Source organism: Dactylosporangium sp. NPDC006015 (assembly GCF_040614215.1).
GTDB classification, from domain to species: Bacteria; Actinomycetota; Actinomycetes; order Mycobacteriales; family Micromonosporaceae; genus Dactylosporangium; species Dactylosporangium maewongense.
On the sequence record NZ_JBEXUD010000018.1, the window covers coordinates 120,311 to 138,940 of the forward strand.

The window sequence follows — 18,630 nt, forward strand, 5'->3', positions numbered from 1 at the left end:
CGCTGCTCCGTCAGGCCGCGGCCGACCGGTTGACGGCGACCGCGGGCGCGTACTCGCTCTGCACGAGCTGGCCCTTGCCGCCGGCGGTGAGCGGGATCCGGTCGCTGAGCCGCATCTCCAGCGGCAGGTCGCCGCCGGCCCGTTCCCGCAACGTCCGCGCGGTGCCGGCCAGGACGGTCTCGGGGGCCAGCGTGCCGTCCGGCACCACATGGACGCGGATCGTCCCGGCCGCGTCCTGCCGCACGAACATCTCCGCGACGCCCGGCTCGTACATCGCGACCCCCAGGAACACGTCGCCGAAGACCTTCCGGCCGTCCGGCAGGACCACGGCGTCGTTCATCCGTCCGCTGGTCAGCTTCAAGGTGCGGAACCGGCGGCCGCACGCGCACGGGTCCGGCTGGATCGCGCCGAGGTCGCCGAGGGCGTAGCGGACCAGCGGCATCGCGCGCTCGCCGAACGCGGTCACCACCACCTGCCCCTCCTCGCCGTCGGGCAGCACGGTCCCGTCCTCGGCGACGATCTCGACGAGCACGCGGTCCTCGGCCAGGTGCGCCCCGCCGCGGTGGCACTCGAACGAGATGTTCAGCGTCTCGTACGCGGAGTACTCGTCGCGGACCGGCACCCCGAGGCGCTCCTCCAGCATGGCCCGGCACGCCGGCACGAGCAGCTCCGACTCCGTCAGCACCAGCCGCAGGTCCTTGCGCAGCGCGGCCCGCTGCTCCTCGGTCATCGTCCGCACCAGCTCGCGCAGGTGCACGGGGTAGCCGATCAGCACCTTCGGTCGGTACGCCAGCAGCCCGGCGACCCAGTCGGCCGGGGGTGTCGTGGTCAGGATGACGTGCCGGCGGAACAGGCCCACCTTCTCCACCAGGCGGCCCGGCATCGGGAACGGCTTGAGGTGCGCGAGCCGGTCCCAGGGCAGGTAGCGGCGGGTCGCGAAGAACCGGCGGACGCACGCGGCCATGTGGTAGTCGTGCGCGTTCATGTCGTGCCAGCCGGTGACCCGGTGCCCGGTGGTGCCGCTGCTGGAGAATTCCACGCATCCGCCCGTGTCGACACCGTCCGCGACGAACTCCCGGTTGGGCGTGGCGCGCATGATCGCCTTGGTCAGCAACGGCAACCGGGCCAGGTCCTCGATACCGGCAACCTGCGGCAGCCTGCCACGGTAATACGGCACGTGCGCGTTCGCGTGGGCGAGGAACCGGTTCAGCCGGCGCAGCTGGAACCGCCGCAGCCCTGACCGGGTGCCGTACTGCCGCAGCAGCGTCACCGGCACGTACGCCATCTCACGCAGCAACATGGACGTCCTCCTCGACGGGGGTGCGGCGGGCCGGCCGGGCGCGCTTCCCCAGCCGGACGTGGAGCGTGGCGGCCTGCGCGATCTCCGCGGCGGCGAGCGCGATCAGCAGCCCGACGCCGCCGCTGTACGGCACGGCGACGAGCCCGGTGACCGCCGCGGCGGCCAGGCCCATGGCGGCGGCCAGGCCGGTGATCCGGGGTGACCGCGCGTCGGAGTTCTCCACCAGGTAGCCGGCGAAGATGGTCGCCACCAGCATCGGGGTCCGGGCGGCGAACAGCACCGCCCACAGCACCACACCCTGGCGGGCGTCGGTGGCGGACACCAGTACACCTGCGGCGGCGACATACGCGAGGTCCGCGGCGATCACCCAGCGCGTGATCCGCCGGGCCGCGTCCCTGCCTGCCGCACCGCGGGCGCCGAGCAGCCGCACCGACGCCCACGGGGTGTAGACGCGCAGCAGGTACAGCAGGAAGTTGATCCCGGCGGACCAGACGACGTCGACGGCGACGAGCGGCCCGACCTGCTCCTTCCACGCCGACACCGTCAGCAGCGCCACCAGAACGCCGGAGCACAGGTACATGCACACCTCGGGGCCGCCCATCAGCGCCACCGTGCACCAGATCCGCCGCAGGAACGCCGGCCGGTGCCTGATGGCGAGCGACGGCCGGCCGAGCCGCACCAGCAGCAGCAGGCACAGCACGGTCTCGGTGCCGACGAGCGTGGCGACGTACCCGAGCGGCCCGAGCCCGAGCGCGACCAGGCCGAGCAGCACCCCCTGCACGACGGTCAGCAGGAAGAACGCCCGGGCGTCGTACCACGGCCGGCCCACCGCCCGATGCAGCCCCACCAGCAGCAGCAACGTCCCGGTCATCGTGCACAGCGCCGCGACACCCACAAACACCGCGACCGGCCTGCCCGGCGCGACGAGCGCGGCGACCACGAACGCGACGAGCGGCGGCACCGGCAGCACCCACAGCAGCGCGGCGGCGGCACGGAGGATGAGCGGGCCGGTCCGCGGCGCCCGCGGCAGCAGCTTCAGGACCGTCTTCTCAGGCCCGGAGACGAGCAACGCGACGACCCACGAGAAGATGGCGACGGCACCCGCGTAGGTCGCGTACCGCTCGGTGCCCCACAGCGGCAGCAGCGCGACGGTCGCCACCAGCTGCGCGGCCCGGTACGCCCCACGGCCCGCGAGCAACGAGACGACGGTCCGCACCCCGATCCGCTCCATCCCGTCCAGTCTCCACACCCCATGGGCATCCGTCTATGCAGGCCGGGTGTCCACTCTCGCGGCGCTCGCCCCGTCGCCGCTCGTCGCTAGGGGGCTGGTTGAGATCCCGGGTGGAGCTGTTCGAGGCGATCCGGCGCGACGCGCGCCGTGAAGCGCTCTCGGATCCGCGCGCTGGCTGAGCGGCATGGTGTGCATCGGCGCACCGTGCGGGAGGCGCTGCGCTCGGCGCTCGTCGAGGCCGCCGGCGGCAGCAACTCACCCAGACCATCGCCCGCTACGGCCGCGTCGACCTCCTCTACATCGACGAACTCGGGTACCTGGAGCTCTGACCGGTCTCCTTCGAAGACCAGTCGCTGCACGCTTGTAATCGGCTCGACCCACGACCCTCGGCCGGACCCGCCGCAGGCTCACTCGGGGAAGGCGGCGGACGCTGTCAGACGCTCGACGAACGCACGAAAGTCGGGTGCGAGCAGGAGTTCGTGGTTCATCTCGTCGTCGATCCACACAACCGAGGGGTTGCCTGTCGGTCCACACTTCCGGTAATCGAGGGCGATCCAGCAGTGCCCGTCACCGCTGAGCAGGACGACCGGTGACGGAAGCCCCCATTCCTGCACCAGATACGGGGTGTCGAGCAGCGTCATGGTCTCGGCTTGCCCGCCCAGGCCGATCCCATACAGGCGTTCAAAGGGGACATGATCGTCTGCATAGAAATTCGTCTCGGCAGGGCATGCATCCCACGAATCGGCGATCACACCGCCGTTCTGGAGCCGAAGCAGTCGCAGGAGATCAGGCGGCAACGTGACATCGAGGTGTCGCTCCGCGGCGACGACCAGTTCGTCCGTCAGCGGCGGCAGCCGGAGACGCTCACTGTCCGGGTGCCAGAAACCAGCCGCGACCTGTTCGAACGACCCCGCGCCGATCATGATCTCATCCGCGACGATTCCGCGTCGCCGTTGTCAGTCAGTCGACGGCTCATGCGCGGCAGCAGCCCAGGTGGGGCCGGGGTTGGCCAATGTGCACTGTCACACGCATCGCCACGCATCTGTTCACCTCCGGCCGACGCGTCGCAGCATCACAGCGGCGCTGACGGCACCTGCGGGCGCCTACGACCGTCCCGACGGGGCCGCCCGTGACCTCACAGCCATCGGCCGCCTATACGGCGTGCGCGGTGTTCGCCGCGTGCCTGCCGCCCTCGGCAATTTCGGGATTGTCATTACCGGTAATCGCGGTCTTCGCGCGGGCGACCGGTGCGTCGGGGTGGCCGAGCGCGTCGAGCAGCGCGGCGGCGCGCAGCCAGGCGGTGCGGGCCTCGGCGGTCCGGCCGAGCGCGGCGTACGTGTCGCCCAGGTGGCCCGTCACGACCGCCTCTTGGTAGCGGTCGCCGTGCTCACGCAGCAGGGCCGCCGCGCGCTGGTAGCAGCCGACCGCCTCGTCGGGCATGCCGCTGCGGTGCCGGGAGTACGCCAGAGTATCCCACGTGATGCCCTCGCCGTGCCGGTCGCCGAGCCGGCGGTGCAGCTCGATCGCCTGGGCGCAGCAGTCGATCGCCTGCTCGTGCTCGCCGAGGTGCGCGAGGTGCCAGCCGAGCGCGTTGAGGGTCTGCGCGCGCCCGTGGTCGTGGCCGGCCGCCTCGAACATCGCCAGGGCCCGCCGGTCGTCCGCCAGCGCCCGGCCCGGCTCGCCCTGCCACGCCGACACCCGCGCCAGCCCCCGGAACGCGAACCCCTGCCCGGCCAGGTCCCCGAGCCGCCGCGACGCCGCGAGCGCCGCCCGCAGCTGGTCCCGCGCCTGGTCGAAGCAGCGCAGCCAGGTGTACGCCCGGGCCAGCCCCCGCAGCGAGTGCGCGATCGCGGCGTCGTCGCCGAGCCGCTGCGCCGACCGCAGCGCGGTGCGGTGCACATCGGCCTGGGCGTGCCAGTCGCCGCGCTGGTCGAGCACGTATACCAGGGCCCACGCCAGCTGCCACGCGTGCCGGTCGAACCCGGCGCCGGCCGCGTACCGAATTGCGGACGCCAGCACCTGGTCCTCCGCCGCGAACCACGCCAGCGCCGCCCGCCGGTCCGGACACGCCTGCGCCCCGACTCCGGGCAGCGGGTCCCGCAACGGCTCCAGCCGCAGCGCCGCCGCACACGCCTGCCGCACGTAGTGCTCGAGCAGCCGCTCCACCGCCGGCCGCGCGCCGTCGGTCCCGGCGGCGAGCTCCATCCCGTACAGGCGGACCAGGTCATGCATCCGGAACCGCCCGGGCGTCTCCTCGGCGAGGAGGTTCGCGTCGAGCAGCTCCCGGACCGCGGGCCGCAGCGCCTCCGGCCCGCACCCGCTCATGCTGGCCGCCGCCCCCGCACCGATGTCAGGCCCGGGCGCGAGGCTCAGCCGCCCGAACAGCGCGCCCGCCGCCGCCGACAGGTGCCGCACCGACCCGGCGATGGCCGCGCGCAGGCTGACGGCAAGGTCCCCGGCATCGAGCGCGTCCAGCCGGGTCCGCCGGGCCCGCAGCTCGTTCACGAGCGTGGCGAGCCGGCAGTGCGGGTCGGTGGCAGCCCGCGCCGCGACAATTCCCAATGCCAGGGGCAGCCCTCCGCACAGGGGCAGCAACGCCCGGACCGCCTCCGGCTCGGCCTCGGCGCGCGCCGCCCCGAGCCGCGCCCGTAGGAGTTCGGCCGCGTCCGGATCGGTCATGCACTCGAGCGTGACGGGATGCGCGCCGTGCGCGGCGACGAGCCCGGTCAGCCGCCGCCTGCTGGTCACCAGCACCGCGACCGTCGGCGTCCCCGGCAACAGCGGCACCACCTGCGCGCTGTCGTGAGCGTTGTCCAGCAGCACCAGCATCCGCCGGTGCGCCACCAGCCTCCGGTACAGCATCGCCTGCTCGTCCGCCCCCGCCGGCAGCGCATCCGCGGCAACCCCGAGCGCGGTGAGGAACATCCGGGTCGCGACCGACGGGCACAGCGGCTCCCCGGCCGGATCGAACCCGCGCAGGTTCACGGACAACTGCCCGTCGGGAAACATCCGCCGGTGCTCATGCGCCCACCGCAACGCCAACCACGTCTTGCCGATCCCGCCGGCCCCACCGATGACGACAATCCCTCTGGTCGCGTTCGCCGCGTCGGTACCGTCATCGCCGGCCTCACCGAGGTCACCCCCTCGGGTGGCGCCCCGCAACGCCGTCGTCAGCTCCGCAAGCTGCGCCTGCCGCCCACTGAACACCCCCGGCGACCCCAACACCCCCGGCACGCTCGCAACCCCGAGCCCCGCCGGCAATACCTGAATCCCGCGCCCATCCTGCACGCTGACCGCGACCCGCGTGCTCGACGCCCCGCGCCCCTCGTGCAGGTCGACCGCCGCGGGCGTGCTCGACGCCCCGCGCCCACCGTGCGTCCCGACCGTTGCCGGCGCGCTCGACCCACCACCTGCGGTCGACCGGTTCGCTGCGCCCGGCCCGGCGTCGGTGGCAGACCCGCTGGCGGTGGTCGATCCGTCGGCTGTGGTTGACCGGCTTGTCCCGTCGGCTGCGCTCGATCCGTTGGCCTTGCTTGACCTGTCGGCTGCACTTGATCCATCGCCTGCGTTTGTCCTGTTGGCCGCGCTTGATTCGTCGGCTGTGCGCATGCCGCCGGTTGTGCTCGATCCGCGGGCTGTGCTCGATCCGCGGGCTGTGCTCGATTCGCCTGCTGCGGCCGACCCGCTCAGGGGGCCCTGCCGGCTGGGGCTGCCGTCCACGTCCATCAGACCCTGTGCGGCCGGGCGGTCCGCCGCGTCGTTGACCGCCCCCGCTGCCGGTATGCATGGTCCGGGCTCGTCCACCTGTATGGTCGGGATGCCGGGTGTCTCCGTTGCGAGCGGAGTGCTCCGGGTGTTCCGCCTGACCGGCAGCTGAGCGGTGGGTTGCTGATTGCTGGTTATGGCAATCCCGTTGGCGGCGGGCGTCTGCGGGTCATTACCGATTACTGGATTGCTGGTAATGGCAATGGTGGAAAGCGGTGGGGACAGGGCCGGGTCGGCCTGCAGGATCTGGTGGTGCAGGCGGCGCAGCTGTTCGCCGGGCTCGATGCCGAGCTGGCCGGCCAGCTGCCGGCGCAGCACATCGTAGCGGCCGAGTGCCTCGCCCCGGCGGCCGCAGCGGTACAGCGCCAGCATCGCCGACGCCGTGATCGCCTCGTCGAGCGGGTCTGCGTCCGCGCGGTCGAGCAGGCCGTCGACGACCGACGCGTGCCGTCCGAGCCGCAGCGCCAGATCGTCCCGGCGCTGTTCGGCGGTCCGCCGCCGGCGGTGGAGGTCGCGGCGGACCGAGTTCAGCCAGGGGGTGTCGAGGCAACCGAGGGCGTCGCCGGTCCACAGGCGAAGCGCCTCGTCGAGCAGCGAAGTCGCCGCCGGGACGTCGTCGGTGCCGGCCGCGCGGCGGACGAGATCGTCGAACAGGTGCAGGTCCACGGCGAGCGGGTCGATCTGCACCACGTACCCGGACGGCCGGCGCACGACCGTCCACCCGCCGGGCGCCAGGCTCTGCCGTAGCCGCGACACGTAGCTGTACAGCGCCTCCCGCGGGTGGCGGGGGAGCCGGTCGCCCCACGCCCGGTCCAGCAGCACGTCGGCGGGGACCGGGCGCCCGGGCTCGACCAGCAGCGCCGCCAGCACGCACCGCTGCCGCTCGTGCCCGATGTCGACGTCCACGGCCTCGCCGCGTTCGCCGTCGGTCCACGCCCCGACGTCGCCCAGCAACCGGATTCGCATCACCCGCATTCACCTCCCGTTGCCATGACGCACGTGCATCTCGGCCTTGCGGGAGCCCTGTGTCGAGAAGCCGACGGGGTTCAATCGGCCGCGGCCGGCGCGGCGGCGGTCACACCGCCGAACCGGCGCCGGCCACGAGCGCGGCGAACGCCCGGTCTGCCGTCAGGCGTCGAGACCGGCGGCGCGGGCCATGTGGGCGGCGTACCAGGACGGCCAGTCGTCGTCGTGGTGGCCGAGCTCCTTCTCGTACACGCCGTGCGCGGTGGCCGCGTCCCGCAGCGCCTGCTCGACCTCGGCGACCGACTCGTACACGACGTGGCTGACCCGACCGGGCTGCCGGGAGGTGACCTCCTGCAGCACGAACGCGTTGCCGTCGGGGTCCTCGAAGGACAGGAACGAGCCGTACGACTGCCGCTGCGGATGCGGTCCCGCGACCCGGGCCGTCGTGCCCGCGTGATGGAACACCCCACCCGCGTCGTGGAACACCTCGCTCACCGCGACCCCGCGCGCCACCAGGTCGTCGTGCGCGGCCACGATGTCGTCGACGACCAGGTGCACGCCCTTCGCCGACCCGGGCGCCGCGTCCGTCACGCCGGACCCGACGATGATCGACGCCGCCGAGCCGGGCGGGGTGAAGTGCACGACCCGGAACCCTTCGGGCCCGCTGAAGTCGACGTCCTCCCGGAACCCGATCCGCGTGTAGAACTCCTTCGCCCGGTCCACGTCCGAAACCGGCAGCACCACGATTTCGAGCTTGTAGTCGACCATCTGTCCGCTCCTTTTTGCCGTACCCCCGCGATGCCCCGCGGCATCTGCTGAAGACTGTCGCGCGGAAGCACCCGTGGTCGCCCCGGTGGAGGACCCTGGCGGGCACCCGGGTCAGCCCCCCGTGCACACCGGCGGCGCGCGGCAGGGCGGAAGTCCGGAACGGTACTGCGACATGTCGGGCGTTCGGAGACAGGCCCGAAACAATGATGGGGGACGCTGCATGGCGTGGAGATCCTGGTGGTGACGGGTATGCAGCCGGTGGGGCGGGTGTTGCCGGCGTTGGACCTGCTGACGCACGGTCGGCGGGTCGCGGGATACGACGTGCAGGCGTGCCTCACCGGGACCGAGCCGGACGTGGTGCTGGTCGACGCGCGCCGGCAGCTGGCGGAGGCGCGGGCCTTCTGCCGGGCGGTGCGCGGTTCGGCGGTGCGGACGCCGGTCGTTTTGGTGGTCGAGGAGGCCGGGCTGGTCGCCGTAGCCGCCGACTGGGGCTTCGACGACGTGGTGCTGGCCGGCGCGGGCCCGGCCGAGATCGACGCGCGGCTGCGGCTCGTGACGCAGGCGGCGGCGGTCGCGGCGAAGGCGGCCACGAGCGTGATCACGGCGGGTGCGCTGCACATCGACCCTGACACGTATGCGGCGAAGCTCAAGGGCCGGGCGCTGGACCTCACGTACAAGGAGTTCGAGCTGCTGCGGTTCCTGGCGCGGCACCCCGGCCGGGTCTACACCCGTGACCAGTTGCTGCGGGAGGTTTGGGGGTTCGACTATTTCGGCGGCCACCGGACCGTCGACGTCCACGTGCGGCGCCTGCGGGCGAAGCTCGGCAGCGAGTACGAGTCGATGATCGGCACCGTGCGCCAGGTCGGCTACACCCTGGTCCTGCCGCCCCGCCCCGAGCTCGAGCCGCTGGCCGAGCAGACGGAGCCGGTGTTACAGCGGGCGTGACCCGGTAGGAGCTGTGCGGCGGGTCACATCGGAGCGTGTCACGTTCCGATGGAGCGGCACGTCTGACAGCGCATGTTCGCAACCTATGTCACGCTCACGATCGTCGCCGCGTTCTTCAGCGGGAGCGCCGCCGTCACGTACCTCATCGGCCACGACTACCCGAAGGCCCAGGCGGAGATGAAGCGCCTGCCGCAGTCCTGGGTGCCGCGGCTGGGAGCGACCCTGGCCGCCGGTTCGCTGGGGCTGCTCGCCGGGTTCGCGGTGCCGATCGTCGGGACCCTGGCCGCGGCCGGCCTGGTGCTGTACTTCACCGGGGCGCTGTTCGCGCACCTGCGGGTCGGGTCGCGGCAGCTCGTCGGGTGGGCGGTGTTCTTCGTGACGATGGTGGCCACGCTCGTCGTGAACGTGGCCTACCACTGGTGACCGGCGGCGCCATGGTCCGCACACCATGAGCGCGCCACCCACTCTCACCACCTCCAGCGTATGGCGGCCCGCGACCATCCGACGACCGAACGCGAAACACCTTTGCCGCGGCCGGGTACGGTGCCCCGCATGGGGATGTACCTCGTTGACGTCCGGCCGGGGAACTGGGAGTACGCGACGCAGCTCGACCGGGCCCTCGCGGAGCGGGGGCTCGGTGCGTACCCGGGGCCGCGCCAGGAGGGAGCGGACCGCTTCGAGGAGAAGCTGTCGCCGCCGATGGACGGCTTCGCCGACCTGTGCGAGCGGCACGGCGCCACGGACGTGCTGGAGGCCGCCCTGTTCGTGCCGGTGCCGTTCGACGGGCTGATCACCCTGCCGGTCGGCAACGCGTACGACGACGAGCGCACGGTGGTGCTCAGCTCGCACCGGCTCCGGGACCTGGTGGCGCCGCTCGTCGCCGACGTCCGGCTGCCGTCGCCCCTGCCGCGCGGCCCGCTCGCGCTCGTTACCGGCATCGACGATCCGGTTGCGTTCTATGTGGCGATGTACCGGCAGTCGGCCGAGCACTCGCTGCGGCACGGCTGCCCGCTCACGTACATCTGAGGCCTCCCGACCGGCCCAGGTCATGGGCGGGCGGCTCCGGCGGCGGGCCGTTCGTCCTGGTTCCGGGCCTCGATCGCCGCGACGGTGCTGCGCAGCGCCTTGCGCAGCTGCCCCTTGGCGACGCTGCCGAGCAGGACGCCGATGATCCGGCCCTTGAGGTTCCTGCCTTCGCGGACCACGATCGCGTCGACGGCGGTGGTGCCGTCAGGGCGCCTGGTCAGCGTGTACGTGTGGCCCGACGCACCGCCCCACACGTTGGAGTCGGTGGTCCGCATCGTCACACGGTGCGGGTCGGACCAGTCGTAGCGCAGGCGTTCCCACACGCCGCCCGAGCCCTCGGTGACGTCGGCGTGGTCGGGGCCGAGCTCGTGCACCTTCAGGTACTCGTCGGAGCTGGCGGGGAACAGCCGCTGGCGGCCCGGGCCGAAGTCGGTGAGCCCGGCGACGAACTGCTCCGGCGTCACGGTGGTGGTCTCGCTGAGGTGGATGGTGGACATGTCGCGCTCCTGTTCGTCGGCTGCCGACAACTGCATCGGCTGACGACAGCGTGCCCGGCCCGGGTGGTCCTTCGGACCCGTGGAACACCCGGGCCGGCACACTGGTGACGCCGGACCGCTCAGGCGAACGCGCAGGTGACCGCCGGCGCGGGGTTCGTGGTGGTCCAGCTCGCGATGATCCCGAACGACGTGGACCCGCCGGCCGGCAGCGCACCGTTGTAGGCGGCGTTACGTGCCGTGGCGACCGCGCCCGTCTGCGTGACGGTGGCGTTCCAGGCCTGGCTGACCTGCTGCCCGCCGCTGAACGTGAGCGTCGCCGTCCACGCCGAGGACGCCGCCGCCGACGCGTTCCGGACGGTGACCTCCCCCTGGAACGCGCCGCTCCACTGCGAGACCAGCTTGTACTCGGCGACGCACTTCGCGCCGCCGGCAGAGGGCGACCCGGACGGCGAGGTGGACGGCGACCGGGACGGCGACGTGGACGGTGACCGGGACGCGGAGGCCGACGCCGACGGTGACACCGACCGGGACGGTGACGGCGAGGCCGACCGGGAACCGGACGGTGACGGCGTGACGCCCGAGAGGACCTGCGTCACGGCCGGGAACCAGCGGTCGGCCATCTTCTGGAAGCCGGCGTCGTTGGGGTGCACGCCGTCGCCGGTGTCCGTGGCCGCGTCGAACCCGGTCCACAGGTCCGCGACGACGATCGGCGACTGCGCGGTCGTCAGCCCCGCCGCCCACCCGGGGATCGCCGCGTTCAGCGCGACCACGTCCGCCGGGCACGTCGCGCACGCCGACGCGCTCATCGGGATGATCTGCGCGACCACGATCCGCACCGCCGGGTTCTGCGCCCGCATCTGGCCGACCAGCTTCGTGAACGCGGCCAGCTTCGTGGCGGTCGGGATGTACCCGCCCCACATGTCGTTCGTGCCGAGATGCATCAGCACGACGTCGGGCCGGGCCGCGGCCAGCCACGGCGGCAGCTGGTTGTTGTCGGCGATCCCGGTCGCCGAGAACCCGCCGTGACCTTCGTGGTCGAAGTCGTAGGCGTACCCGGGATTGCACCCGCCGCCGTCGGACACCCCGCCGACGAAGTCGATGTTGGTGTATCCGCTGGTCTGCAGCCGGTGCCACAGCTTGGCCCGCCAGCACCCCGGACCGGCGGTGATCGAGTCGCCGAGCGGCATGACCCGCACGGCCGCCGCCGCCGACACGGCCGGACGGGCAACGACGAAGGACGCCGCGACGAGGAACGCGGCGAGGGTGACGTACATGATGGAACGCAGCGACATGAGAGCACACTTCCTAGGCAAGACGGACGTGCAACAGCACCTGCCCGGCTCCCATGGCATCGCGCGCCGTCGATGCTACCGCACCTGCCCTCGCGTCATCGTCCGCGGCGCCGGTACGGTGTGCCGCCATGGGCGCTCTCGGGCTGCACCTCGGCCTCACGATCCCGCCGGCCTCCGGTGACGCACTGCTCCGCGACGTCTGGGACGTCCTCGCCGGCCGGATGGCCCGCCTCGCCGGCACCGCGCCCAGCGAGGAGATCCTCGCGTACTACCTGGCGTTCCAGTCCTCGGACGGCCTCGCCGACGGCACCTGGTCCGCCACCGCCGGCGCCCTGCGGTTCGCCTTCACCGACGCCGCCGGCCTGTGCGTCGTGGAGATGTACGCCTGCCACCACTGGACGTCCCTGACCGTCCTGGACCGGTGGCCCGCCCTGACCGCCCTTGCCGCCGACCACGGCACGGACCTGGTCCCGCCGTTCGCCACGGACGCGGAGACGGTATTGCGCGAAACCCTTGCGGGCGGAGCCGACCGGGTCTTCTTCCACCACTTCACCGACGAGCACCACGAACGCCTCGGCCACGCCCTGACGGCCGAAGCTCCACAGGACGACCACGAACTGCGCTTCTACGCCCTCGACGAGGCGACCCGCGCCCTGAAGGACACCGGCGCCGACCGCCGGCGCCTCACCGACCTCATCACCACCGGCCGGTGCGCCTGCGACGTCTGCCAGAACCTGCGTTACTTCCGCGACCTGCCCCGCGCCCGCGGCCAGCACGAGTAGCGACCCACCGTCACGCCATTGTGGACGGTTCTACCTAGCAGTACTATGCATCATACTTCTAGGGTGTCCAGGGGTGGTCCCGGTGAAAGTGGCGAAGGACCTTGTCGCGGCGTCGGCGACGCCGATGGTGCTCGGGATTCTCGCTGAGGGCGACAGCTACGGCTACGCCATCCTCAAGCGGATCAACGAGCTGTCCGGCGGGGAGCTGGACTGGACCGAGGGGCTGCTGTATCCGTTGCTGCACCGCCTCGAACGGCTCGGGCACGTCGAGTCGAACTGGAAGGCGGTGACCGGCGAGCGGCGGCGCAAGTACTACCGGATCACCGAACAGGGGCTTGCGGAGCTGGCGGAGCAGCGGCGGCAATGGGACACCGTCGTCGACGCGTTGCGGGAAATCTGGCGGGCCCCGCTGGCCGTCGCGCCGGTGGAGTGCCCGTCATGACCGACTTCGAGGCGCTGGACCAGCCTGACGAGGCCCTGGAAGCGCAGATCGCGCAGTGGCGGGAGTACGTCGAACGGCGGCGCGAACTGAAGACCGCCGACGCCGACGAGCTCGAGGACCACCTCCGCGGGTCCGTCGACGAGCTGGTCGAGGCCGGGTTGAGCGGCGACGAGGCCTTCCTGGTCGCGGTCAAGCGGATGGGCAGCCTCGACGAGCTGTCCCGCGAGTTCGCCCGGGAGCACTCCGAGCGGCTGTGGAAGCAGCTGGTGCTGACCGGCCCGGACGGTGGTGCGGCCGCGGGCGAGACGGGGTCGCGGAAGACGCTGTGGGTGATGGCCGGCTGCGCGGCCGGGGCGGCGGCGACGTTCAAGCTGCCGGAGCTGTTCGGGGCCGACCTCGACGAGGACGGCCTGTTCTACGCGACGAACATCAGCCTGTTCGCGCTGCCGTGGCTCGCCGGGTTCCTCGCCTGGCGGCGGCGCGCCCGGCCGGGGCTGATCGCGCTGATCGCCGCGCTGTTCGTGCTCGGCGCGGTCGCCGCCAACGTCTACCCGCTGGACGAGGGGTCCCAGTCGCTGGTCATCACCGCCATCCACCTGCCGATCGCGCTCTGGCTGGTCGTCGGGCTGGCGTACGTGGCGGACGACTGGCGCTCGACCCGCCGGCACATGGACTTCATCCGGTTCACCGGCGAGATCGTCATCTACTTCGTACTCATCGCGCTCGGCGGCGTGGTGATGGTCGCGTTCATGGTCGGCACGTTCAAGGCGATCGGCGTACAGCCGGAGCGGTTCATCGTCGAGTGGCTGGTCCCGTGCGGCGCGATGGCGTCGGTTGTCGTGGCCGGGTGGCTCGTCGAGGCGAAGCAGAGCGTCGTGGAGAACATCGCGCCGGTGCTGACCCGGCTGTTCACGCCGCTGTTCACGGCCGTGCTGGTCGCGTTCCTGGTCGCCGTGGGGGTGACCGCGGCCCGCATCGACGTGGAGCGTGAGGCGCTGATCCTGTTCGACCTGCTGCTGGTCGTGGTGCTGGGGCTGCTGCTGTACTCGATCTCGGCGCGGGACCCGCTCGCCCCGCCCGGGCTGTTCGACAAGCTGCAGCTCGCGCTGGTCGTGAGCGCCCTGGCCATCGACGCGCTGGTGCTGATCGAGATCACCGGTCGGGTCACCGAGTTCGGCACCACGCCCAACAAGGCCGCGGCGCTCGGCGAGAACGTGATCCTGCTGGTCAACCTGGCCTGGTCGGCGCACCTGCTGCTGCGGTTCATCCGGCGGCAGGGCCGGTTCGCGGCGCTGGAGCTGTGGCAGACCCGCTTCCTGCCGGTGTACGCGGCCTGGGCGTGGGCCGTGGTCCTGATCTTCCCGCCGGCGTTCGCCTTCATGTAAGGGCGTCGTCCGCGCTTGGTTCGGGTGCCGCGGGGAGCAGCACGGTGATCGTGGTGCCGATGCCTGGGTGGGTGCACGGCACCTGGGTGGGCTGCGGGTGGTGGTGGGCGGTGCCGGAACACCAGCGCAGCCTGCCGCCGTGCGCGGTGGCGATGGCGTCGACGAGGGACAGGCCGAGTCCGGTGCCGGGGGTGGTGCGGGCGGCGTCGGCACGGGCGAAGCGCTCCGCGGCGTGCGGCAGGAACTCGGCCGGCATGCCGGGGCCGGCGTCGTGGACGGTGAGCCGCGCCCAGCCGTCGGTCGCGGAGACGGCGACGGTGACAGGTGCCGCGCCGTGGCGCAGGGCGTTGTCGAGCAGGTTGGTGAGGATGCGGTCGACGCGGCCCGGGTCGATGCGGACCGGCGGCGCGGGGCCGAGGTCGGTGCGCACGGCATCGTCGGTGAGGCCGGCGGCGGCGCGGTGCCGCCGGACGGTCGGCGCGACCGTGAGAGCGAGGTCGGTCGGCGGGGTGCCCGCCGCGGGTGCGGGCTGCACGCCGACGTCCAGGAGGGAGTCGGCGAGGGCGATGAGCCCGGCGGTGTCCGCGGCGGCGGCACGCAGCGCCTCCTCCAGCTCGGCGGCGGGGCGCGGACGCCGCAGCGCCAGCTCCAGCTCGGCGGCGAGCAGGGTGAGCGGCGTACGCAGCTCGTGGCTGGCGTCGCTGACGAAGCGCCGCTCCCGCTCCAGGGCCGCGTCCAGCGCGGTGAGCATGTCGTTGAGGGTGCGACCGAGGCGGGTGAGCTCGTCGTCGCCGGCGGGGACGTCCAGGCGGACACCGGCGGCGCCGTCGGTGATGCGGGCGGCCTGGGCACGGTACCGCTCGACCGGGTCGAGCGCCGCCCGCGCGAGGCGGTAACCGACGAACGAGGCGACCGCCAGGGCCGCGAGGTTCGCGAGCGCGAGCTGGGCGATGAGCTCCCGGAGGGCCTCGTCGCGCTGGTCCCGGCGCACGGCGACCACCACGACGGCCGGCTGCCCGGCCGGCGGTGCCGGGTCCGTGGACAGCGGGGTGGCGAGGACCCGCAGCGGTTCGGGGCTGATCGGCAGCAGCGTGCCGTGATCGGCGCGGACCGGGCCGCGCCGCGCGGCCGCGACCTGCCCGGCGGTGAGCAGCGGCCGCCCGGCCAGGCCCGGGCTGGCCTGCAGGACGGTCCCGGCAGGGTCGAGGATCTCGTACAGGCCGCCGGAGACGACCGCGGGATTGCGGGGGCCGAGCGTCCCGTCGTGCAGGGCGGCCGTGACCGCGGCGCTCTCGGCGGCGAGGTCGGCGTCGAGGCGGCGGTCGAGGGCGTACTGCACGCGCAGGTACACGAACCCGCCCGCCCCGGTGAGCACGACCAGCATGGCCGCGGCGAACCCGGCGATCAGCCGGACGCGCACCGGCAGCCGCCGCCACCGCACCGACCCGGGCGCCACCTCAGCCGCCGTCCGGGCGTAACCGGTAGCCGGCGCCGCGCAACGTCTCGATGGCGTGCCGCCCGAACGGCTTGTCGACCTTGCCGCGCAGGGTGGCGATGTACACGTCGATGACGTTGGAACGCAGGTCGGTCTCGCCGTCCCACACCTCGTCGAGGATCTGGTACCGGGTGACACACTGCCCGGCCCGCGCCATGAGCAGCGCGAGGATGTCGAACTCCCGGGCCGACACGTCGATCTCGGTGCCGCCGCGCGCGACCCGGCGGGAAGCGGGGTCGAGGGTGAGGTCGCCGGCCGTGAGCGTGGCCGCGGCCGCGTCGGCGCTGCGCCGGTGCAGGGCCCGCAGCCGGGCGAGGAGCTCGTCGAACGAGAACGGTTTGGTGAGGTAGTCGTCGGCGCCCGCGTCGAGGCCCGCCACCCGGTCGGGGACCTCACCGCGGGCGGTGAGCATCAGCACCGGCACCCGGTGCCCGGCCTGCCGCAGCCGCTGGCAGACAGCGACGCCGTCCAGGCCGGGCAGCATCACGTCGAGGACCACGGCGTCGAAGTGGCCACCGGCCGCGGCGAGCAGCCCGTCCGGGCCGGTGAACCGGGTCTCGGTGTCGTGGCCGGCCTCGGTCAGGCCGCGGGCGAGCAGCTGAGCGAGGCGCCGCTCGTCCTCCACCACCAGTACGCGCATGCCGCCCAGTGCATCACGCCGCCGCGGACGTTCATCCGCTTTTCATCTTCGGCGGCCTGCCGTCCGATGGCCGGGTGGTGCGCGGCCCGCATTGCCTGCGGCCTGCCGTGCGGCTTCATGTCTGTTTCATGTCGCCTCCGTACCGTCGGCGGCCATGAGCGATGTGCTGGCGGTCAACGCCGTCGACCTCACCAAGACGTTCGGCCCGCTGACCGCGGTCGACCACATCAGCCTGCAGGTCGCCCAGGGCGAGGTCTACGGCGTCCTCGGCCCCAACGGTGCCGGCAAGACCACCGTGCTGCGCATGCTGTTCGGCCTCATCCGCCCCGACAGCGGCGTCCTTGAGGTGTTCGGCCGTTCCTGGCCCCGCGACGGGGTGCGGACCCTGGACGGGGTGGCCGGCTTCATCGAGAGCCCGAAGCTGTACCCCGGCCTGTCCGGACGGCGCAACCTGCAGCTCCTCGCGGGCCTCGACGGACTGGACGGCGCGACCGCGACCCGGCGGGTCGACGAGGTCCTCGACACCGTCGACCTGCTCGGCCGGGACCGGGAGAAGGTCCGCGGCTACTCCTTCGGCATGCGCCAGCGCCTCGGCGTGGCCGCCGCCCTGCTCCGCGCGCCCCGCCTGCTGGTCCTGGACGAGCCCGCCAACGGCCTCGATCCCGCCGGCATCCGCGACATGCGCGCCCTCGTCAAACGCCTCGCCGGAAGCGGCATGACGGTCCTGCTGTCCAGCCACGACATGGCCGAGGTCGAGCAGATCTGCGACGACGTCACCATCATGCGCACCGGCCAGGTCGTCTACCACGGCTCCATCGCGGGCCTGCGCGATCGGGCGCCGGCCCCGGCGCACCGGCTGACGACCACCGACGACGACCGCGCGGCCACCCTCGCGGGCGCCCGCGGCCTGGAGGTCGAGCCGGCCGCCGGCGGCCTCGCGGTCCGCGGCGACGAGAAGGCGCTCGACGCGCTCATCGCCGACCTCGTCGGCGCCGGGATCGGGCTGCGCGGCCTGGCGATGTCCGAGACGCCCCTGGAGGCGCTGTTCTTCATGCTCACCGAGCGCCCGCCCACCGCGCCCACCGTGCCCACCGTGTCCAGCGCGTCTACCGATCCCTCTGCGTCCGCCGCCGACCAGGGCCGTCACGCCGTCACGTCCGGAGCCCGCCGATGACCCACACCGACACCGGCCGCGACACCGCCACCGGCCACAACGCCGTCGCCAGCCACAACGCCGTCGCCGTCGCGACGCACACCGCCGGCCACCACGAGCGGGCCCGCCGCCCCGGCACCCTGACCGTGCTGCGCTGGGAGGTCGCGAAGCTCGCCGCGCAGGCCCGCGCCCGCTACCTCCTGCTGGGCTGCCTGATCGTCCCGCCGGTCATCGTGGCCGTGTTCACCGGCCAGCAGCCGCCGTCGGACACCATCTACGGCCGGCACATCCACGAGAGCGGCCTCGCCGACGCGCTGCTCATCCTCGCCTTCGCCCACCAGTGGCTGCTGCCACTGCTGGCGTCGCTGGTCGCCGGGGACATCTTCGCCAACGAGGACGGCCACGGCACCTGGAAGACCATCCTGACCCGCTCGGCGAGCCGCGGCCAGATCTTCGCCGCCAAGACGCTGACCGCCGCCGGCTTCAACCTCCTCGCGCTGCTCGTCCTCGCCGCCAGCACGATCGCGGGGAGCCTGCTCATCGTCGGCACCCAGCCGCTGCCCGGCCTGTCGGGCCAGCTCATCCCGGCCGGGACCGCGCTGCCCCTGGTCGCCGCGGCCTGGGCGACGGCGATCGCGCCGCTGCTCGGCTTCACCGCGCTGGCCCTGCTGCTGTCGGTACTGTCGCGCAATCCCACCGCCGGGGTCGCCGCGCCGGTCGTGCTCGGCTTCGCCATGCAGCTGCTGTCCACGCTCGGCGGCCTGGACCTGGCCCGGCGGCTGCTGCTCACCACGGGCTTCGAGGCCTGGCACGGCCTGTTCACGCAGCAGCGGTTCACCGGCCCGATCGTGCAGGCCGGCGCGGTCGCTGCCGGCTGGGCCGTCGTGTGCCTGCTCATCGGTTACCTGGCGCTGCGCCGCCGCGACGTCATCGGAGGCTGACC

Annotated in this window: 17 protein-coding genes; 8 read left to right on the forward strand and 9 right to left on the reverse strand. The window is 73.0% G+C overall.

Annotated elements, in window-relative coordinates; genetic code table 11:
• Nucleotides 1–10: 10 nt before the first annotated feature.
• From ABZ321_RS29715 to ABZ321_RS29735, 5 genes are all read right to left on the reverse strand, one after another.
• Complete coding sequence (locus ABZ321_RS29715; protein ID WP_354897284.1) at nucleotides 11–1,300, reverse strand: hypothetical protein; 1,290 nt, start codon at nucleotides 1,298–1,300, stop codon at nucleotides 11–13.
• Entirely contained in the window at nucleotides 1,287–2,531 is a 1,245-nt protein-coding gene (locus tag ABZ321_RS29720) for a hypothetical protein (RefSeq protein WP_354897287.1), read from the reverse strand. The genes ABZ321_RS29715 and ABZ321_RS29720 overlap by 14 nt, the downstream gene beginning before the upstream one ends.
• A gap of 407 nt (nucleotides 2,532–2,938) precedes the next feature.
• Nucleotides 2,939–3,454 carry an SMI1/KNR4 family protein gene (locus ABZ321_RS29725; RefSeq protein WP_354897289.1) on the reverse strand — a complete coding sequence of 172 codons (516 nt, stop codon included), beginning with the start codon at nucleotides 3,452–3,454 and terminating at the stop codon, nucleotides 2,939–2,941.
• A gap of 229 nt (nucleotides 3,455–3,683) precedes the next feature.
• Nucleotides 3,684–7,262, reverse strand: coding sequence for a BTAD domain-containing putative transcriptional regulator (locus tag ABZ321_RS29730; RefSeq protein ID WP_354897291.1), 3,579 nt, complete (start codon nucleotides 7,260–7,262; stop codon nucleotides 3,684–3,686).
• A gap of 162 nt (nucleotides 7,263–7,424) precedes the next feature.
• A complete protein-coding gene (locus tag ABZ321_RS29735; protein ID WP_344505128.1) occupies nucleotides 7,425–8,030 on the reverse strand; it encodes a VOC family protein in 606 nt (201 codons plus the stop codon).
• A 225-nt stretch (nucleotides 8,031–8,255) separates the two neighbouring features.
• Between ABZ321_RS29735 and ABZ321_RS29740 the strand changes: the two genes are divergently transcribed.
• The 3 genes from ABZ321_RS29740 (at nucleotide 8,256) to ABZ321_RS29750 (ending at nucleotide 10,001) form a co-directional block, all read left to right on the forward strand.
• Nucleotides 8,256–8,975 carry a response regulator transcription factor gene (locus ABZ321_RS29740; protein ID WP_344505127.1) on the forward strand — a complete coding sequence of 240 codons (720 nt, stop codon included), beginning with the start codon at nucleotides 8,256–8,258 and terminating at the stop codon, nucleotides 8,973–8,975.
• A 72-nt stretch (nucleotides 8,976–9,047) separates the two neighbouring features.
• Nucleotides 9,048–9,398 carry a DoxX family protein gene (locus ABZ321_RS29745; protein WP_354897295.1) on the forward strand — a complete coding sequence of 117 codons (351 nt, stop codon included), beginning with the start codon at nucleotides 9,048–9,050 and terminating at the stop codon, nucleotides 9,396–9,398.
• A gap of 129 nt (nucleotides 9,399–9,527) precedes the next feature.
• Complete coding sequence (locus ABZ321_RS29750) at nucleotides 9,528–10,001, forward strand: hypothetical protein (RefSeq protein WP_354897298.1); 474 nt, start codon at nucleotides 9,528–9,530, stop codon at nucleotides 9,999–10,001.
• A gap of 20 nt (nucleotides 10,002–10,021) precedes the next feature.
• Here ABZ321_RS29750 and ABZ321_RS29755 read toward each other — a convergent pair whose 3' ends face one another.
• Together ABZ321_RS29755 and ABZ321_RS29760 are read right to left on the reverse strand one after the other, a co-directional pair.
• A complete protein-coding gene (locus tag ABZ321_RS29755) occupies nucleotides 10,022–10,534 on the reverse strand; it encodes a hypothetical protein (protein WP_354897300.1) in 513 nt (170 codons plus the stop codon).
• Between the two features lie 83 nt (nucleotides 10,535–10,617).
• Nucleotides 10,618–11,790 carry a cellulose binding domain-containing protein gene (locus ABZ321_RS29760; RefSeq protein ID WP_354897303.1) on the reverse strand — a complete coding sequence of 391 codons (1,173 nt, stop codon included), beginning with the start codon at nucleotides 11,788–11,790 and terminating at the stop codon, nucleotides 10,618–10,620.
• 128 nt (nucleotides 11,791–11,918) lie between these two features.
• Between ABZ321_RS29760 and ABZ321_RS29765 the strand changes: the two genes are divergently transcribed.
• The 3 genes from ABZ321_RS29765 (at nucleotide 11,919) to ABZ321_RS29775 (ending at nucleotide 14,399) form a co-directional block, all read left to right on the forward strand.
• Nucleotides 11,919–12,572, forward strand: coding sequence for a hypothetical protein (locus tag ABZ321_RS29765; protein ID WP_354897306.1), 654 nt, complete (start codon nucleotides 11,919–11,921; stop codon nucleotides 12,570–12,572).
• An 82-nt stretch (nucleotides 12,573–12,654) separates the two neighbouring features.
• Nucleotides 12,655–13,014, forward strand: coding sequence for a PadR family transcriptional regulator (locus ABZ321_RS29770; protein WP_344505121.1), 360 nt, complete (start codon nucleotides 12,655–12,657; stop codon nucleotides 13,012–13,014).
• Nucleotides 13,011–14,399 (forward strand): permease prefix domain 1-containing protein, encoded by a 1,389-nt coding sequence (locus ABZ321_RS29775; protein WP_354897309.1) that lies wholly within the window; start codon nucleotides 13,011–13,013, stop codon nucleotides 14,397–14,399. The genes ABZ321_RS29770 and ABZ321_RS29775 overlap by 4 nt, the downstream gene beginning before the upstream one ends.
• On the opposite strand, the gene ABZ321_RS29780 is transcribed toward ABZ321_RS29775, so the two are convergent.
• Nucleotides 14,392–15,855, reverse strand: a complete 1,464-nt coding sequence (locus ABZ321_RS29780) for a HAMP domain-containing sensor histidine kinase (RefSeq protein ID WP_354897311.1) — start codon at nucleotides 15,853–15,855, stop codon at nucleotides 14,392–14,394. The two genes, ABZ321_RS29775 and ABZ321_RS29780, sit on opposite strands and share 8 nt — an antisense overlap.
• Before the next feature lies 1 nt (nucleotide 15,856).
• Nucleotides 15,857–16,534: a response regulator transcription factor gene (locus ABZ321_RS29785; RefSeq protein ID WP_344505116.1), complete on the reverse strand. Its 678-nt coding sequence runs from the start codon at nucleotides 16,532–16,534 to the stop codon at nucleotides 15,857–15,859.
• Between the two features lie 154 nt (nucleotides 16,535–16,688).
• Between ABZ321_RS29785 and ABZ321_RS29790 the strand changes: the two genes are divergently transcribed.
• Complete coding sequence (locus ABZ321_RS29790; protein ID WP_354897313.1) at nucleotides 16,689–17,708, forward strand: ABC transporter ATP-binding protein; 1,020 nt, start codon at nucleotides 16,689–16,691, stop codon at nucleotides 17,706–17,708.
• Nucleotides 17,705–18,628: an ABC transporter permease gene (locus ABZ321_RS29795; protein WP_354897315.1), complete on the forward strand. Its 924-nt coding sequence runs from the start codon at nucleotides 17,705–17,707 to the stop codon at nucleotides 18,626–18,628. The genes ABZ321_RS29790 and ABZ321_RS29795 overlap by 4 nt, the downstream gene beginning before the upstream one ends.
• Nucleotides 18,629–18,630: the final 2 nt, after the last annotated feature.

Excerpts from the sequence above, each read along its gene's own strand:
- ABZ321_RS29790 (WP_354897313.1), top strand. The coding sequence starts at position 16,689 with ATGAGCGATGTGCTGGCGGTCAACGCCGTCGACCTCACCAAGACGTTC.
- ABZ321_RS29735 (WP_344505128.1), bottom strand. The coding sequence starts at position 8,030 with ATGGTCGACTACAAGCTCGAAATCGTGGTGCTGCCGGTTTCGGACGTG.
- ABZ321_RS29785 (WP_344505116.1), bottom strand. The coding sequence starts at position 16,534 with ATGCGCGTACTGGTGGTGGAGGACGAGCGGCGCCTCGCTCAGCTGCTC.
- ABZ321_RS29730 (WP_354897291.1), bottom strand. The coding sequence starts at position 7,262 with ATGCGAATCCGGTTGCTGGGCGACGTCGGGGCGTGGACCGACGGCGAA.
- ABZ321_RS29715 (WP_354897284.1), bottom strand. The coding sequence starts at position 1,300 with ATGTTGCTGCGTGAGATGGCGTACGTGCCGGTGACGCTGCTGCGGCAG.
- ABZ321_RS29775 (WP_354897309.1), top strand. The coding sequence starts at position 13,011 with ATGACCGACTTCGAGGCGCTGGACCAGCCTGACGAGGCCCTGGAAGCG.
- ABZ321_RS29760 (WP_354897303.1), bottom strand. The coding sequence starts at position 11,790 with ATGTCGCTGCGTTCCATCATGTACGTCACCCTCGCCGCGTTCCTCGTC.
- ABZ321_RS29745 (WP_354897295.1), top strand. The coding sequence starts at position 9,048 with ATGTTCGCAACCTATGTCACGCTCACGATCGTCGCCGCGTTCTTCAGC.
- ABZ321_RS29750 (WP_354897298.1), top strand. The coding sequence starts at position 9,528 with ATGGGGATGTACCTCGTTGACGTCCGGCCGGGGAACTGGGAGTACGCG.
- ABZ321_RS29720 (WP_354897287.1), bottom strand. The coding sequence starts at position 2,531 with ATGGAGCGGATCGGGGTGCGGACCGTCGTCTCGTTGCTCGCGGGCCGT.
- ABZ321_RS29765 (WP_354897306.1), top strand. The coding sequence starts at position 11,919 with ATGGGCGCTCTCGGGCTGCACCTCGGCCTCACGATCCCGCCGGCCTCC.
- ABZ321_RS29755 (WP_354897300.1), bottom strand. The coding sequence starts at position 10,534 with ATGCAGTTGTCGGCAGCCGACGAACAGGAGCGCGACATGTCCACCATC.
- ABZ321_RS29795 (WP_354897315.1), top strand. The coding sequence starts at position 17,705 with ATGACCCACACCGACACCGGCCGCGACACCGCCACCGGCCACAACGCC.
- ABZ321_RS29725 (WP_354897289.1), bottom strand. The coding sequence starts at position 3,454 with ATGATCGGCGCGGGGTCGTTCGAACAGGTCGCGGCTGGTTTCTGGCAC.